Origin of the sequence: Hydrogenophaga sp. (genome assembly GCF_051858985.1) — a bacterium.
Lineage (GTDB): Bacteria > Pseudomonadota > Gammaproteobacteria > Burkholderiales > Burkholderiaceae_C > Hydrogenophaga.
Genome location: NZ_JBHYGM010000002.1, coordinates 794,228 through 820,241, shown reverse-complemented (window position 1 = coordinate 820,241; position 26,014 = coordinate 794,228). Strand labels below are relative to the sequence as shown.

At 66.2% G+C, this 26,014-nt stretch carries 24 protein-coding genes; 22 read left to right on the top strand and 2 right to left on the bottom strand.

The genetic code is table 11. The features are described from left to right. Nucleotides 1-15: 15 nt before the first annotated feature. Entirely contained in the window at nt 16-1,476 is a 1,461-nt protein-coding gene (locus tag ACTIEY_RS10295; RefSeq protein WP_439519009.1) for a protein adenylyltransferase SelO, read from the bottom strand. Nucleotides 1,477-1,613: 137 nt separating this feature from the next. On the opposite strand from ACTIEY_RS10295, the gene ACTIEY_RS10290 reads away from it, so the two are divergent. From ACTIEY_RS10290 to ACTIEY_RS10185, 22 genes are all read left to right on the top strand, one after another. Continuing rightward, a complete protein-coding gene (locus ACTIEY_RS10290; RefSeq protein ID WP_439519008.1) occupies nt 1,614-3,242 on the top strand; it encodes a 3-(methylthio)propionyl-CoA ligase in 1,629 nt (542 codons plus the stop codon). Nucleotides 3,243-3,380: 138 nt separating this feature from the next. After that, nucleotides 3,381-4,616, top strand: a complete 1,236-nt coding sequence (locus ACTIEY_RS10285; RefSeq protein WP_439519007.1) for a branched-chain amino acid ABC transporter substrate-binding protein — start codon at nt 3,381-3,383, stop codon at nt 4,614-4,616. A gap of 93 nt (nt 4,617-4,709) precedes the next feature. Continuing rightward, entirely contained in the window at nt 4,710-5,657 is a 948-nt protein-coding gene (locus tag ACTIEY_RS10280; RefSeq protein WP_439519006.1) for a branched-chain amino acid ABC transporter permease, read from the top strand. Between the two features lie 2 nt (nt 5,658-5,659). After that, nucleotides 5,660-6,955 (top strand): branched-chain amino acid ABC transporter permease, encoded by a 1,296-nt coding sequence (locus ACTIEY_RS10275; protein ID WP_439519005.1) that lies wholly within the window; start codon nt 5,660-5,662, stop codon nt 6,953-6,955. Then, complete coding sequence (locus ACTIEY_RS10270) at nt 6,952-7,740, top strand: ABC transporter ATP-binding protein (RefSeq protein ID WP_439519004.1); 789 nt, start codon at nt 6,952-6,954, stop codon at nt 7,738-7,740. Before ACTIEY_RS10275 ends, ACTIEY_RS10270 begins: the two co-directional genes overlap by 4 nt. 1 nt (nt 7,741) lies before the next feature. Continuing rightward, nucleotides 7,742-8,437, top strand: a complete 696-nt coding sequence (locus ACTIEY_RS10265; RefSeq protein WP_439519003.1) for an ABC transporter ATP-binding protein — start codon at nt 7,742-7,744, stop codon at nt 8,435-8,437. A gap of 113 nt (nt 8,438-8,550) precedes the next feature. Continuing rightward, nucleotides 8,551-10,665, top strand: a complete 2,115-nt coding sequence (locus tag ACTIEY_RS10260; RefSeq protein WP_439519002.1) for a 3-hydroxyacyl-CoA dehydrogenase NAD-binding domain-containing protein — start codon at nt 8,551-8,553, stop codon at nt 10,663-10,665. Between the two features lie 30 nt (nt 10,666-10,695). After that, on the top strand, nt 10,696-11,871 hold the full coding sequence (locus ACTIEY_RS10255; RefSeq protein ID WP_439519001.1) for an acetyl-CoA C-acyltransferase: 1,176 nt from the start codon (nt 10,696-10,698) through the stop codon (nt 11,869-11,871). Nucleotides 11,872-11,883: 12 nt separating this feature from the next. Further along, a complete protein-coding gene (locus ACTIEY_RS10250) occupies nt 11,884-12,324 on the top strand; it encodes a PaaI family thioesterase (protein WP_439519000.1) in 441 nt (146 codons plus the stop codon). A gap of 10 nt (nt 12,325-12,334) precedes the next feature. Beyond that, nucleotides 12,335-14,158 carry an acyl-CoA dehydrogenase gene (locus ACTIEY_RS10245; protein WP_439518999.1) on the top strand — a complete coding sequence of 608 codons (1,824 nt, stop codon included), beginning with the start codon at nt 12,335-12,337 and terminating at the stop codon, nt 14,156-14,158. Between the two features lie 119 nt (nt 14,159-14,277). Next, complete coding sequence (locus ACTIEY_RS10240) at nt 14,278-14,634, top strand: YciI family protein (protein ID WP_439518998.1); 357 nt, start codon at nt 14,278-14,280, stop codon at nt 14,632-14,634. Continuing rightward, nucleotides 14,631-15,929, top strand: coding sequence for an RNA polymerase sigma factor (locus ACTIEY_RS10235; RefSeq protein ID WP_439518997.1), 1,299 nt, complete (start codon nt 14,631-14,633; stop codon nt 15,927-15,929). Before ACTIEY_RS10240 ends, ACTIEY_RS10235 begins: the two co-directional genes overlap by 4 nt. Before the next feature lie 50 nt (nt 15,930-15,979). Beyond that, on the top strand, nt 15,980-16,771 hold the full coding sequence (locus ACTIEY_RS10230) for an SDR family oxidoreductase (protein WP_439518996.1): 792 nt from the start codon (nt 15,980-15,982) through the stop codon (nt 16,769-16,771). A 7-nt stretch (nt 16,772-16,778) separates the two neighbouring features. Next, nucleotides 16,779-17,207: a PaaI family thioesterase gene (locus ACTIEY_RS10225; protein ID WP_439518995.1), complete on the top strand. Its 429-nt coding sequence runs from the start codon at nt 16,779-16,781 to the stop codon at nt 17,205-17,207. Between the two features lie 10 nt (nt 17,208-17,217). Continuing rightward, nucleotides 17,218-18,234 carry an NADP-dependent oxidoreductase gene (locus ACTIEY_RS10220; protein WP_439518994.1) on the top strand — a complete coding sequence of 339 codons (1,017 nt, stop codon included), beginning with the start codon at nt 17,218-17,220 and terminating at the stop codon, nt 18,232-18,234. A 111-nt stretch (nt 18,235-18,345) separates the two neighbouring features. Next, nucleotides 18,346-19,986: an isovaleryl-CoA dehydrogenase gene (locus ACTIEY_RS10215; protein WP_439518993.1), complete on the top strand. Its 1,641-nt coding sequence runs from the start codon at nt 18,346-18,348 to the stop codon at nt 19,984-19,986. 20 nt (nt 19,987-20,006) lie between these two features. Then, on the top strand, nt 20,007-20,942 hold the full coding sequence (locus tag ACTIEY_RS10210; protein WP_439518992.1) for a glutathione S-transferase family protein: 936 nt from the start codon (nt 20,007-20,009) through the stop codon (nt 20,940-20,942). Further along, nucleotides 20,939-21,403: a GNAT family N-acetyltransferase gene (locus tag ACTIEY_RS10205; protein WP_439518991.1), complete on the top strand. Its 465-nt coding sequence runs from the start codon at nt 20,939-20,941 to the stop codon at nt 21,401-21,403. The genes ACTIEY_RS10210 and ACTIEY_RS10205 overlap by 4 nt, the downstream gene beginning before the upstream one ends. 31 nt (nt 21,404-21,434) lie before the next feature. Beyond that, on the top strand, nt 21,435-22,340 hold the full coding sequence (locus ACTIEY_RS10200; RefSeq protein ID WP_439518990.1) for an SDR family oxidoreductase: 906 nt from the start codon (nt 21,435-21,437) through the stop codon (nt 22,338-22,340). Nucleotides 22,341-22,342: 2 nt separating this feature from the next. After that, a complete protein-coding gene (locus ACTIEY_RS10195; RefSeq protein WP_439518989.1) occupies nt 22,343-22,903 on the top strand; it encodes a methylated-DNA--[protein]-cysteine S-methyltransferase in 561 nt (186 codons plus the stop codon). Further along, nucleotides 22,900-23,820 (top strand): helix-turn-helix transcriptional regulator, encoded by a 921-nt coding sequence (locus tag ACTIEY_RS10190; RefSeq protein WP_439518988.1) that lies wholly within the window; start codon nt 22,900-22,902, stop codon nt 23,818-23,820. Before ACTIEY_RS10195 ends, ACTIEY_RS10190 begins: the two co-directional genes overlap by 4 nt. Next, complete coding sequence (locus ACTIEY_RS10185) at nt 23,799-24,158, top strand: VOC family protein (protein WP_439518987.1); 360 nt, start codon at nt 23,799-23,801, stop codon at nt 24,156-24,158. The genes ACTIEY_RS10190 and ACTIEY_RS10185 overlap by 22 nt, the downstream gene beginning before the upstream one ends. A 6-nt stretch (nt 24,159-24,164) precedes the next feature. Here the strand turns inward: ACTIEY_RS10185 and ACTIEY_RS10180 are convergent, their stop codons facing one another. Further along, nucleotides 24,165-25,952, bottom strand: coding sequence for a monovalent cation:proton antiporter-2 (CPA2) family protein (locus ACTIEY_RS10180; RefSeq protein ID WP_439518986.1), 1,788 nt, complete (start codon nt 25,950-25,952; stop codon nt 24,165-24,167). Nucleotides 25,953-26,014: the final 62 nt, after the last annotated feature.

The window sequence follows — 26,014 nt, the reverse complement described above, 5'->3', positions numbered from 1 at the left end:
TCCTGATGGGTGAGGTCACGATGAACAGCTGATCTCGATCTGTCCGGCCCACTCGGGCGGGAATCCGGCCAGGTCTTCCTGGCCGGGCAGTTCTTCATATGGGTGCTCCAGCGCATTCTGCAACCGCGCCAGTTCGCTGAAGTCGCCCGCCTTGGCCCGCTGGATGGCCAGCTCGCCCAGGTGGTTGCGCAGCACCACGTGTGGATTGATGCGCAGCATCTGCGCCCGGGTGGTGTCGGCGTCGAAGCCGGGACGCGCCTGCAAACGCTCACGCCAGCGCACTGTCCAGGCATCGAACGCTTCGCGTTGCAGGAACAGGTCGCGCACAGGCTCCAGGGGCCCGGCGGCTGCATGGCTGAGGCGCCGCCAGAAGATGGTGAAATCCACCGCGTCCTGCGCCATCAGTTTCATCAGGTCCTCGGTCAGGGTCGAGTCGCCATCTTGCACATCGACCAGGCCCAGCTTGGCGTTCATGCGGCGCTGCAGCGCGGCCGGCATCAGCGCCTTGTACGGCTCCAGCGCGTCCATCGCCTGCTGCTGGTCGTCCATCAGGGGCAGCAGGGCCTGCGCCAGGGCGAACAGGTTCCAGTAGGCGATGTTGGGCTGGCGGTTGTAGGCGTAGCGGCCGCCGGTGTCGGAGTGGTTGCAGACGTGGCCAGGGTTGAAGGCGTCGAGGAACTGGAACGGACCATAGTCGATGGTCAGGCCCAGGATGCTCATGTTGTCGGTGTTCATCACGCCGTGGCAGAAGCCCACGGCCTGCCACTGCGCCACCAGTTCGGCCGTGCGCGCGCTCACCACCTCGAGCAAGGCCGAATATGGGTTCCCGTCCAGTTCCCGGCAGGCGGGGTAGAACTGGTCGATGACGAAGTCCGCCAGGGTACGAAGTTCATCGTGCTGCCCGGTGTGCGAGAAATGTTCGAAATGCCCGAAGCGGATGAAGCTCGGTGCCACGCGCGTGACCACTGCGGCCGTCTCGATTTCTTCGCGGCGCACCGGCGCCGGCGAGCCGATGACACACAGCGCCCGGCTGGTGGGAATGCCCAGCGCGTGCATGGCTTCGCTGCAAAGGAATTCGCGGATCGAGCTGCGCAGCACCGCGCGGCCGTCGCCCATGCGCGAATAGGGCGTGAGGCCTGCGCCTTTGAGCTGCACCTCCAGCGCGCCGTGCGGGCCTGTGAGTTCGCCAAGCAGGATGGCGCGGCCATCGCCCAGCTGTCCCGCCCAGTGACCGAACTGGTGGCCGCTGTACACGCTGGCCAGTGGCCGCATGCCCGGCAGCGGCGCGTTACCGGCCAGCGCCTCCAGCGTGTCCGTCTGCTCCAGGAAAGATGCGTCCAGTCCCAGTTCGCGCGCCACGGCCGCACTGCGCCCGACCCAGTGGGGGGAGGGCAGTGGCGTGGGTTGGAGCTCGGTGAAGAAGGTGGGCCCCAGGCCGGCGAAGCGGTGGGACCAGGCGCTGGCGGGCAGACTCATGCGGACCATTGTCACCGAGACGACTTGCACCCACTGGCGGTCAGGCTATCCGGGCCAACCCGCGTGTTCTGCGGGGGCCGACTGCGGCATGATGCCCATGACCTTTTTCACCTTGCCAGAACACACAGGAGATTCCGATGCTGGGCCAGATGCAGAGCCAACCACTGCTGATTTCTTCGCTGATCGTCCACGCCGAGCGCCACCATGCCTCGGGCGAGATCGTTTCGCGTCGCGTCGAAGGCGACATCCACCGCAGCACCTGGCGTGAAGTGGCCCGCCGATCCCGCCAGGTGGCCAACGCGCTGGACGGCCTGGGTCTTCCCATGGGGGATCGCGTGGCCACGCTGGCCTGGAACGGCTACCGCCACCTGGAGCTGTACTTCGGCGTCAGCGGCACGGGCCGTGTGCTGCACACGCTCAACCCGCGCCTGCACCCCGACCAACTGGTCTGGATCGTGAACCACGCCGAAGACCGTGCGCTGTGCTTCGACATGAGCTTCCTGCCGCTGGTCAAGGCCGTGGCCGCGCGCTGCCCCACGATCCGGCACTGGGTGGCGCTGTGCGACGCCGACGCCTTGCCGGCCGACAGCGGCATCCCCGGCCTTCAGAGCTACGAAGCCTGGATCGGTGCCCAGCCCGACACCTGCACCTGGCCGACGTTCGACGAAAACAGCGCGTCCAGCATGTGCTACACGAGCGGCACCACGGGCAACCCCAAGGCCGCGCTGTATTCCCACCGCTCCACGCTGCTGCACGCCTTTGGTGCAGCGCTGCCCGATGCCATGTGCCTCTCGGCGCGCGACAGCGTGCTGCCCGTGGTGCCCATGTTCCACGTCAACGCCTGGGGTCTGCCGTATTCGGCCGCTGCCGTGGGCTGCAAGCTGGTCTTCCCCGGGCCGGCACTCGATGGCAAGTCGGTCTATGAGCTGATCGAGGCCGAGAAAGTCACCATGGCCGCGGGCGTTCCCACGGTCTGGCAGATGCTGCTGGGCCACCTGCAGGCCGGCGGCCTGAAGTTCAGCACCTTGAAGCGCACGGTGATCGGCGGCTCGGCCTGCCCCCCGGCCATGATCAAGGCGTTCAACGACCAGTACGGCGTGGAGGTGCTCCACGCCTGGGGCATGACGGAAATGTCCCCGCTCGGCACTGTGTGCACATTGAAGAACGCCCAGCTTGAGCTGTCCCCCGAAGAACAGCTCAAGGTGCGTCTCAAACAGGGCCGCGCCATTTTCGGGGCGGACATGAAGATCGTGGACGAAGCGGGGGAGGAACTGCCTTGGGACGGCAAGACCTATGGCGACCTGCTGGTGCGTGGCCCCTGGATCATCGCCAGTTACTTCAAGGGCGAAGGCGGTGATCCGCTTCGCGATGGCTGGTTTCCCACCGGCGACGTGGCCACCATCGACGCCGACGGCTTCATGCAGATCACCGACCGAAGCAAGGACGTGATCAAGTCCGGCGGGGAATGGATCAGTTCCATCGACGTGGAGAACATCGCCATGGCGCACCCGGCCGTGGCCATGGCGGCCTGCGTGGGCATGCGCCACCCCAAGTGGGACGAGCGTCCGATCTTGGTGGTGGTGAGGAAGCCGGGCACCGAGGTGACGCGCGAGGAGCTGCTGGCCTTCTACGACGGCAAGATCGCCAAGTGGCAGGTGCCCGACGATGTGGTGTTCGTGGACGCCATTCCGCTGGGTGCCACGGGCAAGATGCAGAAGATGATCCTGCGCCAGCAGCTCAAGGACTACTCGCTGCCCGGCGTTTGAGCGGTCGAGGACGGTCTGCACCGGACAAACGGCACGGTGCAGTCGCCCGCGCGATAGCCCCTAGGGGCTATCCCTGAGTGGTGCGGGAGAACAGGCTTGTAAGCTGTGCGTCGACCCCAACCCCCAACGGAGACAGACATGCACTTCGCCATCAAGAGCCTCACCGCCGCATCCCTGATCGCCTGCGCTTTCGCCGCGCACGCGCAAAAGGGAGAAACCGTCAAGATCGCGTTCATGGATCCTCTGTCGGGACCCTTCGCCAACGTCGGCCAGAACCAGCTCAAGAGCTGGCAGTTCGCCGCCGAGCAGCTCTCGGGTGCCAAGAACCCCGCAGGCGTGAATTTCCAGGTGGTCGGCTTCGACAACAAGGGCTCGCCCCAGGAAAGCCTGAACACCCTCAAGGCCGCGATCGACCAGGGCTTCCGCTACGTCACGCAGGGCAACGGCTCGGGCGCTGGCCTGGCCATCCTGGACGCCGTGTCCAAGCACAACGAACGCAACCCCGGCAAGGAAGTCATCTACCTGAACTACGCCGCGGTGGACCCGGCCATGACCAACGAGAAGTGCGACTACTGGCATTTCCGGCTGGACGCCGACACCACCATGAAGATGGAAGCGCTGACCACCTTCATGAAGGACCAGCCCAAGGTCAAGAATGTCTACCTGCTCAACCAGAACTACTCGCACGGCCAGCAGGTCGCCAAGTACTTCAAGGAAGGCATCAACCGCAAGCGCCCGGACGTGAAGATCGTGGGTGAAGACCTCCACCCCATCGGTCAGGTGAAGGACTTCGCGCCCTACGTGGCCAAGATCAAGCAATCCGGCGCCGACACCATCGTCACCGGCAACTGGGGCGCCGACCTCACGCTGTTCGTGAAGGCACTGAACGACGCTGGCCTGAAGCTGCCGATGTACACCTACTACTCCGGTGTCACCGGCACGCCCACGGCGCTGGCGGCAGGCGGCGAGGGCGAGGTCTATGTGATCGCCTATGGCCACGCCAACCACAGCGGCGAGATCGGCAAGATGGCCGCGGACTTCAAGAAGAAGTTCAACGACGACTACTACACCTATGCCACGTACAACGGCATCAACCTGCTGGGGGCCGCGATTGCCAAGGCCAAGTCCAGCAATCCGGTTCAGGTCGCGGCTGCGATGGAAGGCCTGACGGTGAAGAGTTTCGCGGGCGAGGTGACCATGCGCAAGAACGACCACCAGCTGCAGCAGGCCATGTACGTCACCAAGTGGCAGAAGGTCGACGCCAAGAACCCCTACAGCGTCGAAAACACCGGCTACACCTTCGCCCCGGTCAAGCAGATGGATCCGTACGTGGCCAGCACGCCCACCAGCTGCCAGATGAAGCGTCCTTCCTGAGGGCCTGGCTGCCCCACCCTCCGGGCCTAGCGAGTCAAAGCCCGTTTACCCCCAGGTGAACGGGCTTTTCTGTTTCCAACGCCTGCACTCCTCATGGAATTCTTCACCATCTTCCTGCTGAACGGCCTGAGCTACGGGCTTCTGCTGTTCATGCTGAGCTCGGGGCTCACGCTGATCTTCAGCATGATGGGCGTGCTCAATTTCGCGCACGCCAGCTTCTACATGCTCGGTGCCTACTTTGCCTACAGCACCACGGAATTCATCGGCTTCTGGCCCGCGCTGCTCATTGCGCCGCTGCTGGTGGGCGTGCTGGGCGCCTTCTTCGAGAAATACTGCCTGCGCCGGGTGCACAAGTTCGGCCATGTGCCCGAACTGCTCATCACCTTCGGCCTGAGCTTCATCATTCTTGAGATGGTGCAACTCATCTGGGGCACGAGCTCGGTGGATTACCGCGTACCGGCCGAACTTTCCGGGCCGCTGTTCACCATCTACGGCACGCAGTTCCCCATGTACCGCGGCTTCATGATGCTGGTGGCCGTGCTCATGCTGATCGCCATCTGGCTGCTGCTCACGCGCACCCGCATCGGCCTGGTGATCCAGGCGGCGCTGACGCATCCGGAGACGGTGGAGACGCTCGGACACAACGTGCCGCGCGTGTTCATGCTGGTCTTCGGTGGCGGAGCGGCGCTCGCTGGGCTGGCGGGCGTCATCGGGGGCAACGCCTTCGTCACCGAGCCCGGCATGGCCGCCACGGTGGGATCGGTGATCTTCGTCGTGGTGGTGGTGGGTGGCATGGGCTCGCTTTCAGGCGCGTTCGTGGCCTCGCTGCTGATCGGCATCGTGCAGACGTTTGCCGTGGGCATCGACAAGGCGCTGGTCGATCTGGTGAAGGTGGTGGGTGTCACGCTCACACCCGAGACCTTCGGCTGGGCGCTGTGGAAGCTCAAGATCAGCCAGATTGCGCCCATCCTGCCGTACGTGTTCCTCGTGCTCATCCTGATCTTCCGGCCCAAGGGCCTGCTTGGAACGCGGGAGGGCTGAAGATGGCAACGCAACAACATTACCAGTTCAAGCCCTTCAACGTCGGCCGGTGGATCGTGTGGGGCCTGTATGCCCTGGTGCTGCTGGTCGCGCCGCTCCTGTTCACCAGCAGCCTGAGCCAGACCATGCTCAGCCAGATGGGTATTGCCATCATCGTCTGCCTCTCCTACAACATGCTGCTGGGGCAGGGCGGCATGCTCAGCTTCGGGCACGCGGTGTATTCGGGCCTGGGTTCGTTCCTCGCCATTCACACGCTCAACCTCGTGAGCGACGGCCAGTGGCCCATTCCCGTGAGCCTGATTCCCATTGTGGGTGGGCTCGCCGGCGTGGCCTTTGCGCTGGTGTTCGGATGGGTCACCACCAAGAAGGCGGCCACGCCTTTCGCCATGATCACGCTGGGAATCGGCGAGCTGGTCTACGCCATGTCGCTCATGTTCCCCGAGTTCTTCGGCGGCGAAGGCGGCATCGCGGGCAACCGGGTCACGGGATCGCGCCCCATGGGCATCACCTTCGGGCCGCAGATCCAGCTGTACTACCTGATCGCGGTCTACACCTTCGTCTGCACCGGACTCATGTACGCCTTCACGCGCACGCCGCTGGGCCGCATGCTCAACGCCGTGCGTGACAACCCGGAACGTGTGGAATTCGTGGGCTACAACACGCAGGTGGTGCGCTATCTGGCGTTTGTCATCGCGGCATTCTTCGCCGGTATCTCGGGCGGCCTGGCGGCGCTGAACTTCGAGATCGTCACCGCCGAGGTGGTGGGTGGTGCGCGCTCGGGCGCGTACCTGCTGTTCACCTTCCTGGGTGGGGCCACGTTCTTCTTCGGTCCCATCATCGGCGGCATCCTGATGGTGCTGGCGTTCGTGCTGCTCTCCGAGTTCACCAAGGCCTGGCTGCTGTACCTCGGTCTCGTGTTCCTGTTCATGGTCATGTACGCACCCGGCGGCGTGGCCAGCCTCATCATGATGAACGTGCGCGTGGCCGCCTTCGGCATGCTGCGACGGGTGTGGACCAGCTATCTGGCGCTGGGTCTGCTGGCGCTGGTGGTGCTGGTGGGCGCGGGCGCCATGATCGAGATGGTCTACCACCTGCAGCTCAACGCCGCGCTGGGTGACGAGCTCAAGTTCCTGGGCGCCACCCTGAATGCGCGCAGTTCCACGAGCTGGTTCGGATCCGCGTTCGTCATGCTGACCGGCCTGGGCCTGTTCGAAGTGGCCCGCCGGCAGTTCCTGCGTGAATGGCACGACATCCAGGTGGACATCGAACAGGAAATCAAGCGCAGGGAGGCGCTATGAGCGAAGTGACCCAGAACAGCACGCCCGCGCTCGAGCTGCGCGACCTGCGCAAGCGATTCGGCAAGACCGAGATCATCCGGGGTGCCAACCTGGTGGTGAACCCGGGCGAGCGCGTGGCCATCATCGGGCCCAACGGCGCGGGCAAGTCCACGCTGTTCAACCTGATCTCGGGCCGCTTCGAGCCCACGAGCGGCGACGTGCTGCTCGCCGGCCAGCGCATCAACGGCTTGAAGCCCTACCAGATCAACCGGCTCGGCCTGTCTCGCAGCTTCCAGATCACCAACATCTTTCCCAAGCTCAGCGTGTTCGAGAACCTGCGCTGCGGTGTGCTCTGGAGCCTGGGCTACAAATACACGCTGTTCAAGTTCCTGGCCGATCTGGACGACGCCAACCAGCGCGCCGAAGAACTCATGGAAATGATCCGCCTGGACCGCAAGCGCGACGTGCTGGCCATGAACCTCACCTACGCCGAGCAGCGCGCGCTGGAGATCGGCATCACCATCGCCGGTGGGGCGCACGTGATCCTGCTGGACGAGCCCACCGCTGGCATGAGCAAGAGCGAGACCAGCCGCTTCATCGACCTGATCCGCGAGGTGACGGTGGGCAAGACCCTGCTGACCGTGGAGCACGACATGGGTGTGGTCTTCGGCCTGGCCGACCGCATCGCGGTGGTGGTCTATGGCGAGGTGATTGCCTTCGACACGCCCGAGGCCGTGCGCGCCAACGCGCGCGTGCAGGAAGCCTACCTGGGCACCATGGCCGAACAGGCCGCAGCGGGACACTGACATGCTCGACATCAACAACCTGCACGCCTACTACGGCAAGAGCCACGTGCTGCATGGCGTCACCTTCCAGGTGGGTGCTGGCGAGATCGTGGCACTTCTCGGCCGCAACGGATCGGGCCGTTCCACCACGGCCAAGGCCATCATGGGTCTGGTCGAAGGCACGGGCCATGTGAGCTGGAAAGGCCAGGAGATCCTGGGCAAGAAGCCGTTCGAGATCGCCCATCTCGGCATTGGCCATGTGCCGGAGAACCGCGACATCTTTCCCAAGATCACCGTGCACCAGAACCTCATGCTGGGCCAGAAGGGCAAGGGCAAGGATTCTCGCTGGAGCTTCGAGGACATGTACACCATGTTCCCGCGCCTGAAAGAGCGCCAGCACACCGAAGCGGGTGTGCTCTCCGGCGGCGAGCAGCAGATGCTCACGCTGTGCCGCACCTTGATGGGCGACCCGGACCTCATCATCATCGACGAGCCCACCGAGGGCCTGGCACCCAAGATCGTGGAACTGGTTGGCGAGTACCTGCAGAAGCTCAAGTCGCGTGGCGTGGCCGTGCTGCTGATCGAGCAGAAGCTGACCATCGCGATGAGCATCTCCGACCGCGCACTGGTCATGGGCCACGGCAGCATCGTGTTCCAGGGCACGCCGGAGAGCCTGCGGGCAGACCCATACACCCGGAAAGAGTGGTTGGAGGTCTGATCCAGCCTGGCTCAGACAAACCCGCGACAGGCAGCCCTTGCCGCACCGCACAATCCTCCTAGAATCGAACGATCGTTCTTTTCCAGCGCATCCCGAACAACGAAGGAGCTTCCATGACCGCTGAGTACCAGGTCCACGGCGACGTCGCCGTCATCACCATGAACAACCCGCCGGTCAATGGCCTGGGCCTGTCGACCCGCCAGGGCATCGCGGCCGGGCTGGAGAAAGCCGAGGCGGACCCCGCGGTGAAGGCCATCGTGCTCACCGGTGCGGGCAAGGCCTTTTCGGGTGGTGCCGACATCCGCGAGTTCGGCTCGCCCAAGGCGCTGGCCGAGCCCAACCTGCTCTCCGTGATCCTCGCCGTGGAAAACGCGTCCAAGCCGGTGGTGGCCGCCATTCATTCGGTGGCGATGGGCGGAGGCCTGGAGCTCGCCCTGGGGTGTCACTACCGCATTGCCGCGCCCGGCACCAACGTGGCCCTGCCCGAGGTGAAGCTCGGCCTGATCCCCGGCGCCGGTGGCACGCAGCGCCTGCCCCGCGCGCTGGGTGTGGAGCCCGCGCTGAACATGATCGTGAGCGGCGAAGCCATCAAGAGCGAGATGCTGGCGCAGGTGCCTGGCCAGATGCTGTTCAACAAGCTCTCCGCTTCTGCCGAGAGCCTGGCCGACGAAGCCATGGCACTGGCGCGCGAGATGGCGGCCAAGCACGCCGACGGCAGCGCGCTGCCTCGCGTGCGCGACCTGCCGTGCAAGCATCCCAAGGGCGACGCGTACTTCCAGTTCGCGCGCAACATGGTCAAGGGCATGTCGAAGAACTTCCCCGCGCCCGCCAAGTGCGTCGACGCGGTGGAAGCTGCGACGAAGAAGAAGTTTGACGAAGGCATGGCCTTTGAGCGCGAGATCTTCATCAATCTGATGTGGACGCCCGAGTGCCGCGCACTGCGCCACCTGTTCACCGCCGAGCGCGCCGCGAGCAAGATCCCCGACGTGCCGGAAGACACGCCCAGGCGCGAGATCGCCTCGGTGGCCATCATTGGCGCCGGCACCATGGGCGGCGGCATCGCCATGAACTTCCTCAACGCGGGCATCCCGGTGAAGATCCTGGAGATGAAGCAGGAAGCGCTGGACCGCGGACTGGCCACCATCCGCAAGAACTACGAAGCGCAGGTGAAGAAGGGCAAGCTCAAGCAGGACAAGTACGACCAGCGCATGGCACTCCTGAGCACCACGCTCAGCTACGACGACATCGGATCGGCCGATCTGGTGATCGAGGCGGTGTTCGAAGAGATCGGCGTGAAGGAGGCGGTGTTCAAGGAACTCGACCGCGTGATGAAGCCGGGCGCGATCCTGGCCTCCAACACCTCCACGCTGGACGTCAACAAGATCGCGGGTTTCACCAAGCGCCCGCAAGATGTCGTCGGCCTGCATTTCTTCAGTCCCGCCAACGTGATGAAGTTGCTGGAAGTGGTGCGCGGCGAGAAGACCGCCAAGGACGTGATGGCCACCGTGATGACGGTGGCCAAGAAGATCAAGAAGACGGCGGTGGTCTCCGGCGTTTGCGATGGCTTCATCGGCAACCGCATGATCGAGCAGTACGGCCGCCAGGGCGGATTCCTGCTGGACGAAGGCTGCACGCCCGAGCAGGTGGACAAGGCGATGGAGAAGTTCGGCATGGCCATGGGCCCGTTCCGCATGGGCGACCTGGCCGGCAACGACATCGGCTGGGCCATCCGCAAGCGCCGCTACCAGGAAAAGCCGGACATGAAGTACAGCAAGACGGCCGATCTGCTGTGCGAGAAAGGCCGCTTCGGCCAGAAGACCGGCGCGGGCTGGTACGACTACGTGCCCGGCAAACGCGACGCGATCCCCAACGCCGAAGTGGTGAAGATGATCGAGGACCACCGCAAGTCCCTGGGCATCACGCCGCGCAGGATCTCCGACGAGGAAATCGTGCAGCGCCTCGTGTACGCGCTGGTGAACGAAGCCGCACACATCCTGGAAGAAGGCATTGCCAACAAGGCCAGCGACATCGACGTGGTCTACATCTTCGGCTACGGCTTCCCGGCGCACCGCGGCGGTCCGATGATCTACGCCGACACGGTGGGCCTCTTCAACGTGGTGCAGAGCATGAAGCGCTTTGCAAAGAACCCGCTGGACGACGCGAAGTTCTGGGAGCCCGCGCCGCTGCTGCAGCGCCTGGTGGCCGAAGGCAAGAGCTTCAACGGCTGAGATCAAGATTCCACACAAGGAGAACATTTCATGACCAACGCCGTCATCGTTTCCACCGCCCGCACGCCCCTGGCCAAGAGCTGGAAGGGCGCCTTCAACATGACCCACGGCGCCACGCTCGGTGGCCACGCGGTGCAGCATGCCGTGCAGCGCGCCGGCATCGAAGCCGCTGAAGTGGACGACGTCATCATGGGCTGCGCGAACCCCGAAGGCGCGACTGGCGCCAACATCGCGCGCCAGATTGCGCTGCGTGCCGGCCTGCCCATCACCACCTCGGGCATGACGGTCAACCGCTTCTGCTCGTCGGGCCTGCAGACCATTGCCATGGCGGCGCAGCGCATCATCGCGGGCGAGGGCGACGTGTTCGTGGCTGGCGGTGTGGAGAGCATCTCGTGCGTTCAGCAGGAGATGAACACCCACATGCTGACCGATCCGTGGCTCGTCGCGAACAAGCCCGAGATCTACTGGAACATGCTGCAGACGGCGGAACAGGTCGCCAAGCGCTACAACATCAGCCGCGACGCCATGGACGAGTACGGCGCTGCGAGCCAGCAACGCGCCACCGCCGCGCTGGAAGCAGGCCTTTTCAAGGCCGAGATCGCCCCCATCACCGTGACCGCCGGCGTGGCCGACAAGGTCATGGGCCTCACCACGAAGCAGGTGACGGTGGAGAACGACGAAGGCATCCGCGCAGGCACCACCAAGGAAGGCATCAGCGGCATCCGCCCCGCCATTCCCGGTGGTGTGATTTCGGCCGGCAACGCTAGCCAGTTCAGCGACGGCGGTGGCGCCTGCGTGATCATGAACGAGACCCTGGCCGAAAAACGCGGCCTGCAACCGCTGGGCCGCTTCCTCGGTTTTGCGGTGGCGGGTTGCGAGCCCGATGAAATGGGCATCGGCCCGGTGTTTGCCATTCCCAAGGTGCTCGCGCGCCTGGGCCTGAAGGTCAGCGATATTGACCTGTGGGAACTCAACGAAGCCTTTGCGGTTCAGGTGATCTATTGCCGCGACAAGCTGGGCATCCCGGGCGATCGCCTGAATGTGAACGGCGGCGCCATTGCGGTCGGCCACCCTTATGGTGTGTCGGGTCAACGCCTGACCGGTCACGCGCTGATCGAAGGCAAGCGCCGTGGCGCCAGGAAGGTGGTCGTCACCATGTGCATTGGCGGCGGCATGGGCGCCGCTGGCGTCTTCGAAGTCCTTTAAGGTCGCGCCGCCATGGCCGAGGCCAGCGTGAGCCCCGAGGTGTTTCTCGCCATGGGGCGCGAGGTGCTGGCCGCCCAGCCGTTCTCGCGCCTCATCGGCGCCGAGCTCGCGGCTTTCTCCCGCGGCCACTGCGAACTGCACGTGCCCATTGGCGAATCGGTGAAGCAGCAGCATGGTTTCGTGCACGGCGGCGTGCTGAGCTACGCTGCCGACAACGCGCTCACCTACGCCGGTGGCAGTGCACTCGGCCAGCCGGTGGTCACGTCAGAGTTCAAGATCAACTACCTGCGGCCAGCGATCGGCGAACGCCTGATTGCCCGCGCCGAAGCGGTCCACACCGGCAAGACGCAATCGGTCTGCCGCTGCGATGTGTTCGTGGTGAAAGACGGTGTGGAAAAGCTCTGCGCGGTGGCGCAGGGCACCATTGCCGCGCTGCCGCCCAAGACTTCATGAAGGCCTTCCCATGAGCCTGCGCCCCACCGTCGATTTCCTGCTCTACGACTGGCTGAACGCGCCTGCGCTCAACGAGCGTGAGCGATTTGTCGACCACAGCCGCGAAACCTTTGACGCCGTGCTGGACACCTGCGAGCGCATCGCACGCGAAAAGTACGCGCCGTTCAACCGGCTGGTGGACACCCAGGAGCCGCATTTCGATGGCGAGAAGGTGATCCTTCCCCAGGCCACGCACGACGCGCAGAAGGCCTATGCCGAAAGCGGCATGCTGAGCGCGGCACAAGATTACGACGTCGGCGGCATGCAGTTGCCCTACACGGTGGAAGCGGCCGCCAACGCCTTCTTTGCCATGGCCTCGGTGAGCATGGGCAGCGGCATGCTGACCACCGGCAACGCCAACCTCCTGATGGTGCACGGCACTCCGGCGCAGAAGCAGGTGTTTGCGCTCAACGAGTTCTCAGGCCGCTTCTCCGGCACCATGTGCCTCTCAGAACCGCAGGCCGGCTCGTCGCTGAGCGACGTGATGACGCGGGCGGTGCCCGACGGGGCAGACTTCGAGAGCGATCCACTCGGCCCGCGCTACCGCCTCACCGGGAACAAGATGTGGATCTCGGCCGGCGAGCACGAGCTCACCGAGAACATCATCCACCTGGTGCTGGCCAAGATTCCCGATGAGAACGGCAAACTGGTGCCCGGCACACGCGGCATCTCGCTGTTCATCGTGCCCAAGAAGATGGTGAATGCCGGGGGCGAGCTGACCGGCGAGCGCAACGACGTGGCGCTGGCAGGCCTCAACCACAAGTGCGGCTGGCGCGGCACCACCAACACGCTGCTCAACTTCGGCGAAGGCAGATACCCGGTGAACGGCGAGGCCGGTGCGGTGGGCTACCTCGTCGGCCAGGCCGGCAAGGGCCTGCACTGCATGTTCCACATGATGAACGAGGCCCGCATCGGCGTGGGCCTGGCCGCCACCATGCTGGGCATGGCGGGCTACCACGCCAGCCTGGACTACGCGAAGAACCGCCCGCAGGGCCGCCCGATGGGACCCGCGGGCAAAGACCCGGCGCAGCCCCCCGTGCGCATCATCGAACACGCGGATGTGAAACGCATGCTGCTGGCGCAGAAATCGTACTGCGAGGGCGCGCTGGCGCTCGAACTCTATTGCGCGCGCCTGGTGGACGAACAGCACACCGGCGCCGACCATTCGGCCGACGAAGCCCGCCTGCTGCTCGAGGTGCTCACGCCCATCGCCAAGAGCTGGCCGAGCGAGTGGTGCCTGGAAGCCAACAGCCTGGCGATCCAGATCCACGGGGGTTACGGCTACACGCGCGACTTTCCGGTGGAGCAGTACTGGCGCGACAACCGGCTGAACATGATCCACGAGGGCACGCACGGCATCCAGGCCATGGACCTGCTGGGCCGCAAGGTGCTCATGGAAGGCGGCAAGGGACTCAAGCTGCTGGCAGAGCGCATCAACGGCACCATCGAACGCGCGATCCAGGTCCCGGAGCTGGCGGGCCACGCCAACGCGCTGGGGCAGGCGCTGGCCCAGGTTGGGGCGGCCACCAAGGCCGCCTGGGCCACCGGTGAGCCCACCGACGCGCTGGCCAACGCGGTGCCCTACCTGCAGGCTTTTGGCCACACCGTGCTGGCCTGGGTGTGGCTGGACGTGGCGCTGGCTGCGCACGTCGCGCCCGAATCGAGTGCGCGCACCGGCCGCCTGGCTGCGATGCGTTTTTTCTTCCACTACGAACTGCCCAAGATCGGCGCCTGGCTGCAGGTGGTGAGCCGCCGCGACCAGACCTGCGCGGAGCTTCCGGAAGACGCTTTCTGACGAACGGTCGAGCACGCTGTCGATCGACCGGCTGTCCGCGCATCCATGAAGCAGGTGGCGCAGGGTTGCGCTGCCATTCACCGTGCCGCACCATTGGGCGGCACTCCACGGAGCTTCAAATGGAATACATGATCGTCTTCAAGGAACCCCAGTCCGATTTCGACCGCCGTCACGACGACGCCTACTGGGGCGCGTGGGGCGCGTACATCGCGGCGCTCCAGCAGTCGGGCGTGAGCAGGGGAGGCAACGGCCTGCAGCCACCGAACACGGCCACACAGGTGCGTGTGCGCGATGGGCAACGCCAGGTTCAGGACGGACCCTACCCGGACACCAAGGAACACCTGGGCGGCTATTTCGTGATCGATGTGGCCTCGCTCGACCAGGCGCTGGAGTGGGCAGCGCGGGCCCCTTGCGCCAGCACCGGCAGCGTGGAAGTGCGCCCCGTGCTCCCGCCCATGGAAGAGCCGCACGCATGACACCCACGGCGACCGAGGCAGCTGCGCGCACCGCGCGCGACGCCTACGGCCGCCTCGTCGCCTACCTCGCCTGGCGCTGGAACGACCTGGCCGGCGCGCAGGACGCGCTCGGCGACGCCCTGTTGAAAGCACTGGAGCGCTGGCCGCAGGACGGCGTGCCGGTGCAGCCCGAGGCGTGGCTGCTCACGGTGGCGCGGCGCGGGTTGCTGCACTCGGCCCGCCACCAGGGCGTGGTGCAGCGTCTGGCCGACGAGCCGGCGGTCCGGGCGCTCCTGCCGCGTGAGGACGACATCGCCCCGGTGCCCTTCCTGCAGGCGCATCCGATACCGGACAACCGCCTGCGATTGATGCTGGTCTGCGCGCATCCGGCGATCGACCGATCGGTGCGCACGCCGCTGATGCTCCAGAGCGTGCTCGGGCTGGATGCCCAGCGCATGGCGGCGGCTTTCCTGGTGTCGCCTTCGGCCATGGCACAGCGGCTGGTGCGAGCCAAACAGAAGATAGCGAAGGCCGGTATCCGCTTCGACGAGCCCGAGCCTGCCGACCTGCCCGAGCGCACGCATGCGGTGCTGGAGGCGGTGTACGCCGCTTACGGACTGGCCTGGGAGCGTGCCGGCTCGGCGGGGGACGACGCTGCCCACCACGCCGAACTGGCGGACGAAGCGCTTTATCTGGCGGAGCTGTGCGCGGCGCTGATGCCCGCAGATGCCGAGGCGCGCGGGCTTTGGGCCTTGATGCTGTTCTGCGAGTCGCGACGGCAGGCTCGCTTCGTCACCGGCCCCGATGGCAGCGAGCGATTCGTCCCCCTTCACGAGCAGGACACGGCGCGCTGGGACCACGGCCAGATCTCACAGGCCAACAGCCTGCTGCGCGAGGCAGCGGCGCTGGGCTGCATCGGTCCCTACCAGCTCGAGGCGGCCATCCAGTCGGCACACGCCCAGCGCTTCATGACCGGGCGGGTGCCGTGGGGCGGCATTGCCCGACTTTACGAAGGCCTGTTGCAGATATCGCCCACCATGGGCGCACACGTGGGCTACGCCGTGGCCCGGGGCACGTCAGAAGGCGCTGCAGCCGGACTGGCTGTGCTGGATGCGCTGCCGGAGCGCGACGTGCGCAACCACGCACCCTGGTGGGTGGCCCGGGCGCATCTTCTGGAACAGCAGCGCCTCTGGTCGCAGGCGGCCGAGGCGCTGCGGCGTGGCATGGGCTTGACGGATGATCCGCGCCTGCGAGCGCATCTCTGGCACAGGGTGCAGGCACTGCAGGCCGCGCCGGTGACAGACGCCTGCGCCTGATTCGCCCACAATGCCCTGAGCCATTTTTCCCCCACCAAGAGGACGACAACATGACCCGCACCATTCCCCAACTCTTCGACCTCAAGGGCAAGACCGCCCTCATCACCGGAGGCTCGCGCGGCCTGGGCCTGCAGATGGCCCATGCCCTGGGCGAGGCCGGCGCGCGCGTGCTGGTGAGCTCGCGCAAGGCCGAAGACCTGGAAAGCGCCACGGCCGAGTTGCAGGCCGCGGGCATCGACGCGCGCTGGTTCGCCGCCGACTGCTCGAAAGAAGAGGACATCCACCGCCTGGCCGACGAGAGCCTGCAGCGCCTGGGTGACATCGACATCCTGGTGAACAACGCGGGCGCCGCCTGGGGCGCGCCGGCCGAGGAGCACCCGGTGGAAGCTTGGGACAAGGTGATGAACCTCAACGTGCGCAGCTACTTCATCCTGAGCCAGGTGGTTGCCCGGCGCAGCATGATCGCGCGCAAGCACGGCCGCATCATCAACACGGCGTCCATTGCCGGGCTGGGCGGCAATCCCTCGGGCATGAACACCATCGCTTACAACACCTCCAAGGGCGCCGTGATCAACTTCACCCGTGCACTGGCTGCGGAGTGGGGCAAATACGGCATCACCGTCAACGCCATCTGCCCGGGTTTCTTCCCCAGCAAGATGACGGCGGGCACGCTCAAGGCCATGGGTGAAGACAAGCTCGCCGCCCACGCGCCGCTGCGCCGCCTGGGCGATGACGAAGACCTGAAAGGCCTGACCGTGCTCTACGCCTCCGACGCGGGAAAGCACATCACCGGCCAATGGCTGGCGGTGGATGGCGGCGTCTCGGTGATCACGGGTGGCTGAAGAAGACATGGAATTTTCCGTCCGCATACCGTTCGTTGAACTGCTGGGTTTCGAACTCCTCCGCATGGACGGCGGCGAGGCAGAGATCGCTTTCAATCCGGCGCCCGACCACCTGAACTCGTTCGACGTGGTGCACGGTGGCGCCAGCATGACGCTGCTCGACGTGGTGATGGCCCATGCCGCGCGCTCGGTGCAGACGGACATGGGTTGCGTCACCATCGAGATGAAGACCAGCTTCATGCGTGCGGCCAAAGGGCCGCTCACCGCCAAGGGCCGCTTGCTGCACCGCACCGCCACCATGGCCTTCACCGAAGGCAGTGTGTTCGACGCCTCGGGCAAGCTGTGCTCGCACGCCACCGGCACGTTCAAATTCGTTTCCCGCCTGCCCACCGGCCCAGGCAGCACCCAGCCACTCAACCGCATATCCACCGACTAGGAGACACCCCATGCCCACCAACCACCAGATCCTGCTCGACAACCGTCCCGAAGGGGAGGCCAAGGCTTCCAACTTCAAGCTCGTCACCACCCAGACGCCCGCGCTCACCGAGGGCCAGGTGCTGGTGCGCCACCATTTCCTGAGCCTGGACCCGTATATGCGCGGCCGCATGAACGACAGCAAGAGCTATGCAGCTTCTCAGGCCCTGGGCGAGGTCATGATCGGTGGCACCGTGGGTGAGGTGGCCGAATCCAAGCACCCGAAGTTCCAGCCCGGCGACAAGGTCGTGGGCATGGGCGGCTGGCAGGAGTACAGCGTGGTCGATGCGGGCCAGCCCGGCGCTTTGCGCAAGGTCGACACCACCCACGTGCCGCTCTCGCACTACCTGGGTGCGGTGGGCATGCCGGGCGTGACCGCCTGGTACGGCCTGGTGAAGATCATCAACCCCAAGGCCGGCGACACCGTGGTGGTGAGCGCAGCCACGGGTGCGGTGGGCAGTGCCTTCGGTGCGCTGGCCAAGGCGCGCGGCTGCCGCGCAGTGGGCATTGCCGGTGGCCCAGACAAATGCAAGTACGCGGTGGAAGAACTCGGATTCGACGCCTGCATCGACTACAAGCTGCACAAGGACGCGTACTCGCTGGCCAAGGCGCTCAAGGACGTGTGCCCCAAGGGCATCGATGGCTATTTCGAGAACGTGGGCGGCATGGTGCTCGATGCGGTGCTGCTGCGCATGAACGCCTTTGGCCGCATCGCCGTGTGCGGCATGATCGCCGGCTATGACGGCCAGCCCATGCCCCTGGCCAACCCGGCACTGATCCTGGTCAACCGCCTCAAGGTGGAAGGCTTCATCGTCAGCGAGCACATGGAAGTGTGGCCCGAGGCGCTCACCGAACTCGGCACGCTGGTGGGCACCGGCAAGCTGCGCCCGCGCGAAACCGTGGCCCAAGGCCTGGCTTCGGCGCCCGAAGCGTTCCTGGGCCTTCTCAAGGGCAAGAACTTCGGCAAGCAACTCGTCAAACTTGTGTAACCCCCGGCGCCGCCTTCGGCGTCACCCTTCAGGGGGCGCCACTGGCGGCCCGGCAAAGCCGGTTCCGCGGTGGCCTGGTCTGAAGTCACCGCTCTTGTTGGAGGTGTTGCGATGAACGCGACGCATGAAGTGTTCAACCAGCCCGCGCCGCTGGTGGATGTGAACCTCTTTGCCGTCAACCGGCCGATGCAGGCGGCGTTGAAGTTCAATGCGCCTGCGCTGGACACCGCGCCCTTGCAGGCGCTGGGCCAGGTGGTGGGCAGCGGCGACATGCAGACGCACGCGCGGCTGGCCAATGTGCACACGCCGCAGCTCAAGACACACAGCCGCTTCGGGCACCGCATCGACCAGGTGGAGTTCCATCCCGGCTACCACGCGCTGATGACCGAGGCGGTGGGCGCTGGCCTGCACGGCGCGCCCTGGGGCGAGCGTGGTTCGAATCCCCATCTGCTGCGCGCCGCCGGGTTCATGCTCTTCACCGAGCTGGAACCCTCGGTCCTGTGTCCCGTCTCCATGAGCTATGCGGTGGCCCCCGCGCTCAAGGACAACCCGGCCATCCACGCAGACTGGGCGCCCGGCCTCACCAGCCGCGCCTACGACCCCGCACTCAAGGTCTGGCGCGACAAGCCTGGCCTGACCATGGGCATGGGCATGACGGAGAAGCAGGGCGGTTCGGACGTGCGCGCGAACACCACGCGCGCCGAGCCCGCCGGCAGCGACGGCTGGGGCCCGCGCTTCACCGTCACCGGGCACAAGTGGTTCTTCTCCGCCCCCATGTGCGATGCCTTCCTGATCCTGGCGCAGACAAAGAGCGGCTTGAGCTGCCTGTTCCTGCCGCGTGTGCTGCCGGATGGTTCCTTGAACCAGCTGTTCATCCAGCGCCTGAAGGACAAGCTGGGCAACAAGGCCAACGCGAGTTCCGAAGTGGAATTTGCCGGTGCCACCGCCTGGCTGGTGGGCGAAGAGGGGCGCGGCGTGCCGCAGATCCTGGCCATGGGCACCATGACCCGACTGGACTGCGCGCTGGGCACGAGCGGCCTCATGCGCCAGGCTTTGTCGATCGCGCTCAACCACACCACGCAGCGCAAGGCCTTCGGCAAGTTGCTGATCGACCAGCCGCTCATGAAGAACGTGCTGGCCGACCTGGCGCTCGAATCCGAAGCGGCCACCGCGCTGGCATTGCGTCTGGCGCGCAGCTTCGACCGGCCGGGCGATCCGCTCGAGCAGGTGATGAGCCGCCTGCTCACGCCCGTGGCCAAGTTCTGGATCTGCAAGCGCGGCAGCCACTTTGCGCAGGAGGCGATGGAATGCCTGGGCGGCAACGGCTATGTGGAAGAGGGCGGCGAGGGCATCCTGGCGCGCATCTACCGCGAGATGCCGCTCAACTCCATCTGGGAAGGCGCCGGCAACATCATGGCGCTGGACCTGCTGCGTGCCCTGCGCAAGGCCGACGCCGCCGCCGCGCTGGCCCATGAACTCGCACCCGCGCGCGGCATGCACCGCGCGCTGGACCACCTGGCCGATCGGCTGCCAGCCCGCGTGGAGGAAATGGCCACCGAAATGGAAGCGCGCCGCCTGGCGCAGGACGTGGCCCTGGCGGTGCAGGCGGCGCTGCTGGCGCAGACCGCGCCGCCCGAGGTGTTCAGCGCCTTCTGCGATTCAAGGCTCGACGGCCAGTGGGGCCACAGCTTCGGCTCGCTGGGCGCGGGCACCGGCTTCGACGCCATCATCGAGCGCGCAATGCCGCGCTGAATTTCCTCCTGGAAGCCCTCATGTCCGACCTCATCCTCCATCACTACGCCTCGTCTCCCTTCTCCGAGAAGGTTCGCCTGATGCTCGGCCACAAGGGCCTGGCCTGGCAGGGCGTGAACATTCCGCGCATCCTGCCCAAGCCGGATGTGATCGCACTCACGGGTGGCTACCGCCGCACGCCGTTCCTGCAGGTCGGTGCCGACATCTATTGCGACACGGCGCTGATCACTGATGTGCTGGAACACCGCCAGCCCGAGCCGCCGCTCTACCCCGAGCACCAGAAGGGTGTGGCGCGCGTGCTGGCGCAATGGGCCGACAGCGCGCTGTTCTGGGCTGCCATGGCCTACAACCTGAGCCCCAAGGGCGCGGCCGCGTTGTTTGCCGGCCAGCCGCCTGAAGCGGCGCAAGCCTTTGCGGCCGATCGCGGTGCCATGCGCGGCGGCATGGTCAGCCTGCGCCCGGGCGATGCCACTGCCGCCTACCGCAGCTACCTGCGCCGCCTCTCCACCATGGTGGAATCGCAGCCGTTCCTGCTGGGCGAAGCGCCCTGCGTGGCCGACTTCGCCGCCTACCACCCGCTGTGGTTCAGCCGCGTGGTGAATCCCAGCATGGCCGGCATCCTGGACGCCACGCCGCACGTCATCGAATGGCTGGACCGCATGGCACAGATCGGGCATGGGCAGATGAGCAAACTGAGCGCGACGGAGGCCATTGCCATCGCGGCAGCGGCCGAACCCGAGCCGCTGCACGACGATGTGTTCCAGGACGAGCACGGCATTGCGCAGGGCAGCCGCGTCACCGTGAGCGCCGAAACCTTCGGCCAGGAGCCCACCGAAGGCATCCTTCGTGCGGCCACGCGCACGCGGTACACGCTGGAGCGCACCGACGAACGTGCGGGCCGCCTGCACGTGCACTTCCCGCGCATCGGTTTCGTGCTGAGGGAAGTGCGCGCTTGAGTCCAGCCGACCACCTCACCTGGCGCTGCCTGCCTTTCGATGCCCTGCATGCCCGCACGCTCTACCGCCTGCTGCAACTGCGAACCGAGGTGTTCGTGATGGAGCAGAACTGCGCGTTCCAGGACATGGACGGCGCGGACCCGGCCTGCTTCCATCTGCTTGGCGAATCCGTCGACGGCGCCCTCCTGGGCTACGCCCGCCTGGTGCCCGCCGGCCTCAAGTTTCCCGAGGCGAGCATCGGCCGTGTGATCAGCGCCCAGGCCGCGCGCGGCACCGGAATCGGCCATGTGCTCATGCGCGAAGCGATTGGCGCTGCGCACGCCCTGTGGGGTGCGCAGCCCATCCGCATCGGCGCGCAGGCGCGGCTGCAGGCCTTCTACCGGCAGCACGGCTTCGAGCCTGCCAGCGACATCTATCTGGAAGACGGCATCGATCACATCGAAATGCTTCGAGCCGTCTGACTTCGCTTTCAAAACACAACAGGAGACACGGATGATTCAGGATTTCAAGGACAAAACGGCCGTGCTCACCGGCGCCGGCTCGGGCTTCGGGCTCGAATGCGCGCGCATCGGCGCGAAGCTGGGCATGAACCTGGTGCTGGTGGACGTGCAGCAGGACGCGCTGGACAAGGCCACCGCCGAGATCGAGGCCACCGGTGTGCGCGTGCTCTCGCGCAAGGTGGACGTGTCGGACCAGGCGCAGATGGAAGCCCTGGCGGCGGATGTGCAGAAGACCTTCGGCGCGCCGCACTTCGTCTTCAACAACGCCGGCGTGGGCTCCGGTGGGCTGATCTGGGAAAACTCGGTCAAGGACTGGGAGTGGGTGCTGGGTGTGAACCTGTGGGGTGTGGTGCATGGCGTGCGCCTGTTCACACCCATGATGCTGGCCGCTGCCAAGGCCGATCCCGCATGGCGCGGCCACATCGTCAACACCGCCAGCATGGCCGGCCTGCTCACACCGCCCAACATGGGCATCTACAACGTGAGCAAGCACGCCGTGGTGAGCCTCACCGAGACGCTCTACCAGGACCTGAAGCTGGTGAGCGATCAGCTCAGCGCCAGCGTGCTATGCCCGTACTTCGTGCCCACCGGCATCAGCCAGAGCCACCGCAACAAACCGGCCGATCTGGCCAGCGAACAGGCCACGCAAAGCCAGATGATCGGCCAGGCCATGAGCGACAAGGCCGTGAGCTCGGGCAAGGTGACGGCGGCTGAAGTGGCGCAACTGGTGTTCGACGCCATCAGCGCCGACCGCTTCTACATCTTCAGCCACCCGCGCGCGCTGGGCAACGTGCGCGCGCGCATGGAAGGCATCGTCAACCAGACCAACCCGGCGGACCCGTTCCATGAGCGGCCGGAGATTGGCGTCGGTCTGCGCGCGGCGCTGCGCGCCGTGTAGCCATGGAAGAGGGCGGTCACGCGCTGTTTGCCACCGCCATCGGTGTCTGCGGCATCGCGTGGGGCCGCGGCGGCATCCTGGCGGTTCAGTTGCCTGAAGCCGATGGGGCACGCACGCGAAGCCGGCTGCTCAAAGGCCTGCCGTCCACCCTGCCTGAAACCGCGTCACCGCCCGCCAACATTCAGGTCGCCATCGAGGGCATCCAGGCGCTGCTCAACGGTGAGCCGCGCGATCTGCGCGAGGTGCCGCTGGACATGAGCCGCGTCACGCCTTTCCAGCGCGACGTGTACGCGATCGCCCGCGCCATCGACCCAGGCCGCACGCTGACCTACGGCGAGGTGGCGACAACACTGGGCGACCCTGGACTCGCACGTGCGGTGGGCCAGGCCCTCGGCCACAACCCGTTCGCGCCCGTGGTGCCGTGCCACCGCGTGTTGGCGGCGGGCGGGCGTTCAGGCGGCTTCTCCGGTGGCAACGGCGTGCCCACCAAGCTGCGTATGCTGCAGATCGAGGGCGCGCAGATCGGTGATTCGCCAGGACTCTTCGATGAGGATCGCCCATGATCACGGCGACCGAACTCCTCGCTGGTCCCGTTCGCGTGATGGACTTCCGGTGCAGCGCGGGTCCGGCCGAGAAGCCCTTCACCGAAGTGCATCAGGGGTATTCGGTGTCGTACGTTCGCAAGGGCAGCTTCGGCTACCGCACGCGGGGCGAGACGTACGAACTGGTGACGGGCTCGGTGCTGGTGGGCCGGCCGGGCGACGAGTTCGTTTGCACGCACGATCACCACGTTTGTGGTGACGAGTGCCTGTCGTTCCACCTCTCGCCGCGCTTTGTGGAGCTGGTCGGCGGCGACCGGGATCGATGGCGCGCGCAGGGCCTGCCACCGCTGTCGGAGCTGATGGTGCTCGGTGAACTCGCGCAGGCGGCGGCCAGTGGCCACAGCGATGCCGGGCTGGACGAGGTGGGACTCTGGTTCGCCTCCCGTTTCCTTGACGTGGTGACGGGTCGCGAACCGGCTTCGCCCAAGGCCAGTGTTCGCGACCGACGGCGTGCGGTGGAAGCGGCGCTGTGGATTGCCGAGCATTCGCGGGAAACCATCGACCTGGATCGCGTGGCGGGCGAGGTGGCGTTGAGTCCGTTTCATTTCCTGCGGGTGTTCTCGCGCGTGCTCGGCGTGACCCCACACCAGTACCTCGTGCGCTCGCGGTTGCGCCATGCTGCGCGGCTGCTGGCGGAGAGCGAGCAGGCGGTGACAGACGTGGCGCTGGAGGTGGGCTACGGCGATCTCAGCAACTTCGTGCGCAGCTTTCACCGCGCGGCCGGCATGTCGCCGGGCGCGTTTCGCCAGACAGCCCGCAACGGCCGCAGGAAAGACCGCAAGATTCTCCAAGACCGCCTGGTCGGCTTGATCGACGATGACCGCCTGATCCACCCATCGAGCAGGAAACCATCGCCATGTACGACCACCTCGGATTGAAAGTCCACGACCTCGCTGCCAGCCTGCGTTTCTACGAAGCTGCGCTCGCTCCCCTCGGCCACGTGCCGGGTTCTCACGACGATACCTATGCGGGCCTTGGCCCCGCGGGCGCGCCCGCCCTCTGGCTGTATGCCACGCCGAACGCCAAAAGGCCGGGCACGCACATCGCATTCCGTGCGGAGAACGCCGCGCAGGTGGATGCGTTCTACAGAGCGGGGCTGAAAGCCGGTGCGGCGGACAACGGCGGCCCGGGGCCACGCCCTGACTACAGCCCCACCTACTACGCGGCGTTCCTGATCGACCCCGACGGCAACAACGTCGAAGCCGTCTGTCCCTGACGGCGCTCAGGTGGCGGGCTGCGCCGCTTCCTCGGCATCGTCCTTCTTCACGCGGTTGCCCAGCACCAGCGCGCGACCGGCAAACAGGCCGCCGGCGGCTTCGAGGTCCATGCGCTCGGCGTCGCGCCGGCGCAGGTGATCCATCACCTCGTCCGCTTCGGCCTCCGCCGCACCCAGAGTGAGCACCGCCTGGCGGCCCATGGCCATGGCGGATTCGAAGGTCTCGCGCACGAGGTAGCCCACGTCTGCCTTGCGCAGCTCCAGGATGTGTTCGCGGTCGAAGGCGCGCACCAGCAGCTCCGCCTGCGGAAACTCGGTTTTCGCCAGCACGGCCACGCGCGTGGCAGCCTCCTTGTCGTCGATGCACACCAGGATGGCCTGCGCCGCGTGGGCACCGGCGGCGTGCAGCACGTCGGAGCGGCAACCGTCGCCGTAGTACACCTTGAAGCCGTAGGCCTCTGCGTCGCGGATCATCTGCACGTTGTTGTCGATGATGGTGATGCTGGCGCCGCGCGCGATCACGCCCTGGCTCGCGATCTGTCCGAAACGCCCGAAGCCGATCACCAGCACGCTGGCCGCCCGATCGTGCACCGCTTCCACGCCTTCCATGGAAACGGCGTTGTCCCTCGCGAGGAATCGCCGGTGCAGCAGCACCATCAGCGGCGTGAGCGCCATGGAGAGCACCACGATGGCCGTCATGTTGGCATTGACCACCGGGTCGATGACGCGGGCACCCAGGGCGGCCGCGAAAAGCACGAAGGCAAATTCGCCACCCTGCGCCATGAGCACGGCGCGGTCCAGCGCATCGGCATGCGAGCTTTTCGCGAAGCGCGCCACGGCGTAGATGCACAGGCCCTTGACGATCATCATGGCGACCACACCGGCCACGATGATGGGCCAGTTGCTGGCCACGGCGGCCAGGTCCAGCGACATGCCCACGCTCAGGAAGAACAGGCCGAGCAACAGGCCGCGGAAGGGCTCGATGTCGGCCTCGAGCTGGTGACGGAAGGTGGACTCGGAAAGCAGCACGCCGGCCAGGAACGCGCCCATGGCCATGGAGAGGCCACCCACCTGCATGAGCAAGGCCGCGCCCAGCACCACCAGCAGGGCGGCGGCGGTCATGACCTCGCGCGCCTTGGCATTGGCCAGGATCCGGAAGAGGGGGTTGAGCAGCCACACGCCAGCGGCCACCAGTGCGACCAGCGAACCCAGGGCCAGACCGATGGTGGCCAGGCGCGATGAGTCGGCCGCGGCCTGTTGGCCGAGGTCGGGTGCCATGAAGGTCACCACCGCCAGCAAGGGCACGATCAGAAGGTCTTCGAACAGCAGGATGGCCACGATCTTCTGGCCACGCGGTTGCGCGATGTCGCCACGCTCGCCGAGCAGCTGCATCACCACGGCGGTGGACGTAAGCACGAAGCCCATGGCACTGACGAAAGACACCGGCAGTGAGAAACCGAACGCCAGGCCCACGCCGGTGAGCAGCAGGCCGCACACCACCACCTGCAGGCTGCCCAGGCCAAAGATGGCGCGGCGCAGGCTCCACAGGTGCGAGGGCTGCATCTCCAGCCCGATCACGAAGAGGTACATCACCACGCCGAGCTCGGCCGTGTGCAGGATGGTGGCCGGGTCGCTGATGAGGCCCATGCCGAACGGCCCGATGGCCAGGCCCGCCGCCAGGTAGCCGAGCACCGATCCGAGGCCGAGGCGTTTGAACAGCGGCACGGCCACCACGGCCGCGCCCAGCAATGTCACGACCTTGAGCAAGTCGCCCGCGCTGCCTTCCACGGCCATGGTGGAGTCCCTCTGTGTTTGTTGAATCGTGAAATTGTGACGCAAGCAGCGCGCCAACCCCA

Excerpts from the sequence above, each read along its gene's own strand:
- ACTIEY_RS10295 (WP_439519009.1), bottom strand. The coding sequence starts at position 1,476 with ATGAGTCTGCCCGCCAGCGCCTGGTCCCACCGCTTCGCCGGCCTGGGG.
- ACTIEY_RS10290 (WP_439519008.1), top strand. The coding sequence starts at position 1,614 with ATGCTGGGCCAGATGCAGAGCCAACCACTGCTGATTTCTTCGCTGATC.
- ACTIEY_RS10285 (WP_439519007.1), top strand. The coding sequence starts at position 3,381 with ATGCACTTCGCCATCAAGAGCCTCACCGCCGCATCCCTGATCGCCTGC.
- ACTIEY_RS10280 (WP_439519006.1), top strand. The coding sequence starts at position 4,710 with ATGGAATTCTTCACCATCTTCCTGCTGAACGGCCTGAGCTACGGGCTT.
- ACTIEY_RS10275 (WP_439519005.1), top strand. The coding sequence starts at position 5,660 with ATGGCAACGCAACAACATTACCAGTTCAAGCCCTTCAACGTCGGCCGG.
- ACTIEY_RS10270 (WP_439519004.1), top strand. The coding sequence starts at position 6,952 with ATGAGCGAAGTGACCCAGAACAGCACGCCCGCGCTCGAGCTGCGCGAC.
- ACTIEY_RS10265 (WP_439519003.1), top strand. The coding sequence starts at position 7,742 with ATGCTCGACATCAACAACCTGCACGCCTACTACGGCAAGAGCCACGTG.
- ACTIEY_RS10260 (WP_439519002.1), top strand. The coding sequence starts at position 8,551 with ATGACCGCTGAGTACCAGGTCCACGGCGACGTCGCCGTCATCACCATG.
- ACTIEY_RS10255 (WP_439519001.1), top strand. The coding sequence starts at position 10,696 with ATGACCAACGCCGTCATCGTTTCCACCGCCCGCACGCCCCTGGCCAAG.
- ACTIEY_RS10250 (WP_439519000.1), top strand. The coding sequence starts at position 11,884 with ATGGCCGAGGCCAGCGTGAGCCCCGAGGTGTTTCTCGCCATGGGGCGC.
- ACTIEY_RS10245 (WP_439518999.1), top strand. The coding sequence starts at position 12,335 with ATGAGCCTGCGCCCCACCGTCGATTTCCTGCTCTACGACTGGCTGAAC.
- ACTIEY_RS10240 (WP_439518998.1), top strand. The coding sequence starts at position 14,278 with ATGGAATACATGATCGTCTTCAAGGAACCCCAGTCCGATTTCGACCGC.
- ACTIEY_RS10235 (WP_439518997.1), top strand. The coding sequence starts at position 14,631 with ATGACACCCACGGCGACCGAGGCAGCTGCGCGCACCGCGCGCGACGCC.
- ACTIEY_RS10230 (WP_439518996.1), top strand. The coding sequence starts at position 15,980 with ATGACCCGCACCATTCCCCAACTCTTCGACCTCAAGGGCAAGACCGCC.
- ACTIEY_RS10225 (WP_439518995.1), top strand. The coding sequence starts at position 16,779 with ATGGAATTTTCCGTCCGCATACCGTTCGTTGAACTGCTGGGTTTCGAA.
- ACTIEY_RS10220 (WP_439518994.1), top strand. The coding sequence starts at position 17,218 with ATGCCCACCAACCACCAGATCCTGCTCGACAACCGTCCCGAAGGGGAG.
- ACTIEY_RS10215 (WP_439518993.1), top strand. The coding sequence starts at position 18,346 with ATGAACGCGACGCATGAAGTGTTCAACCAGCCCGCGCCGCTGGTGGAT.
- ACTIEY_RS10210 (WP_439518992.1), top strand. The coding sequence starts at position 20,007 with ATGTCCGACCTCATCCTCCATCACTACGCCTCGTCTCCCTTCTCCGAG.
- ACTIEY_RS10200 (WP_439518990.1), top strand. The coding sequence starts at position 21,435 with ATGATTCAGGATTTCAAGGACAAAACGGCCGTGCTCACCGGCGCCGGC.
- ACTIEY_RS10195 (WP_439518989.1), top strand. The coding sequence starts at position 22,343 with ATGGAAGAGGGCGGTCACGCGCTGTTTGCCACCGCCATCGGTGTCTGC.
- ACTIEY_RS10190 (WP_439518988.1), top strand. The coding sequence starts at position 22,900 with ATGATCACGGCGACCGAACTCCTCGCTGGTCCCGTTCGCGTGATGGAC.
- ACTIEY_RS10185 (WP_439518987.1), top strand. The coding sequence starts at position 23,799 with ATGTACGACCACCTCGGATTGAAAGTCCACGACCTCGCTGCCAGCCTG.
- ACTIEY_RS10180 (WP_439518986.1), bottom strand. The coding sequence starts at position 25,952 with ATGGCCGTGGAAGGCAGCGCGGGCGACTTGCTCAAGGTCGTGACATTG.